Origin of the sequence: Streptomyces nanhaiensis (genome assembly GCF_046614825.1) — a bacterium.
In the GTDB taxonomy this organism is placed as follows: domain Bacteria; phylum Actinomycetota; class Actinomycetes; order Streptomycetales; family Streptomycetaceae; genus Streptomyces; species Streptomyces radiopugnans.
In genome coordinates this window covers 1-1,398 of record NZ_JBKJFM010000335.1, presented here as the reverse complement: position 1 = coordinate 1,398, position 1,398 = coordinate 1, and the positions used below count along the sequence as shown (strand labels likewise).

The following is a 1,398-nucleotide window of genomic DNA, read 5'->3' as shown; positions in this document are numbered from 1 at the left end:
GGCGCGGGCCAGCGACTGGGCGCGCACCGTCCAGGCGGCGCGTGCCGTCGCGTCCGCGCCGAACGCCCAGAAAAGCTGCGCCGCGGCCCGCGCTCCAGGGGTGAAGCGCAGCAGCCCTGCCCCGGCCCGCAGCCGCAGCGCCGCGGCGAGGATCGCGGCGGCGTCGTGGTCGTGGACGCCCCGGTCGTACCCCTCGTCGTACGCGGTCCCGGCCGCCCGGCGCACCAGGGGCAGCAGGCTTCCGGCGTCCGCTCCCCCCGCTCCGGCAGCGTCGGGCGGCAGGTCCGCCAGCACGCCGGCCGCCAGGTGCTCGGCGCGGTAGACGTGCGGCGACTCCGAGACCAGCGGCTGGTCCCAGAACTCGCGGGTGGCCGCGAAGTCCGGGTCGCGCACGGCGGCGCGGTAGCCGGTGCCGGAGACCGCGAAGGCCAGCCCGTCCCCGTGCGGGACCAGCGTCACCTCCAGCGGCCGGGTGCTCACCGCGAAGCGGTGGCGGCCCAGCCGTACGGTGCCGGCGCCCCCGCTCCCGTCCGCGTCGGCGCCCAGCTCGACGCGGTCGCGCAGGGACCGGTCCGCCTCCTGCCGGGCAGCCGCCAGGGAGGCGGTCAGCTCCTCGGCACGCGCGGTGTCGCCGAGCGAGCGCAACTCCTCGGCGGTGGCGCGGATCCGGGCGACCAGCGGGTCGGCGGCGAAGTGGGCGGCCACGTCCTCGGCCGAGGCCAGGGAGGCGCAGCGGCGCGCGACGGTCTCCAGCACGCGGGCGGCGGACACCGCCAGGCGCTCGGCGCGCCGTGCGCGCTCGTCGAGCCGGGCCTGGCGGCGGGCGGCGAAGGTCTCGCGGATCTCCTCGCGCCGCTCGGCCAGGCGGGCGAGGAAGTCCTCGTGGGCGCCGAAGCGGGATTCCAGGTCCTCCAGCCGCACCAGCAGCCGTCCGAGCTGCTCGTCGCACTCCTCCGGTGTGGTGGCGGCGGCCAGCGCGCCGGTGACCGCCTGGCCCAGCAGGGCCGTCTCGGCGGCGAACTCCGCCCGCCCCTCGGCCTCCAGCAGTTCCCGGCGCCGGCCCTCCAGCACGGCGCGGGCGCGGTTGACGGCGGCCGTGGCCTCGCCGATCCGCTCCAGCACGGCCGTGCGCACGGTGGCGTCGCCCACCTCCAGGGAGCCGATCACCTCGGTGACGGCGCCGAGTGCGTCGGCGTGCCCGGCGATCCGCTCTCCCAGCGCGTCGGCCTCGGCGGCCGTGGACGCGGTCGCCGGGCTGGACCCGGACGTCGTGCGGATGGACATCCGCATGCCCGTGGTCCACGGACTGGCGCCCCCCCCCGAGATCTCCGCGTCCGCCCCGGCCGCCAGGGTGCTGAACCTGACCACCCACGACCTGCACGTGTACGTCTACCACGC

At 78.3% G+C, this 1,398-nt stretch carries 1 pseudogene; it reads right to left on the bottom strand.

Annotated elements, in window-relative coordinates:
* Positions 1-1,251 (bottom strand): annotated as a pseudogene (locus ACLIYP_RS30415) (DUF7902 domain-containing protein); the annotation flags it as partial.
* Between the last annotated feature and the right edge of the window lie 147 nt (positions 1,252-1,398).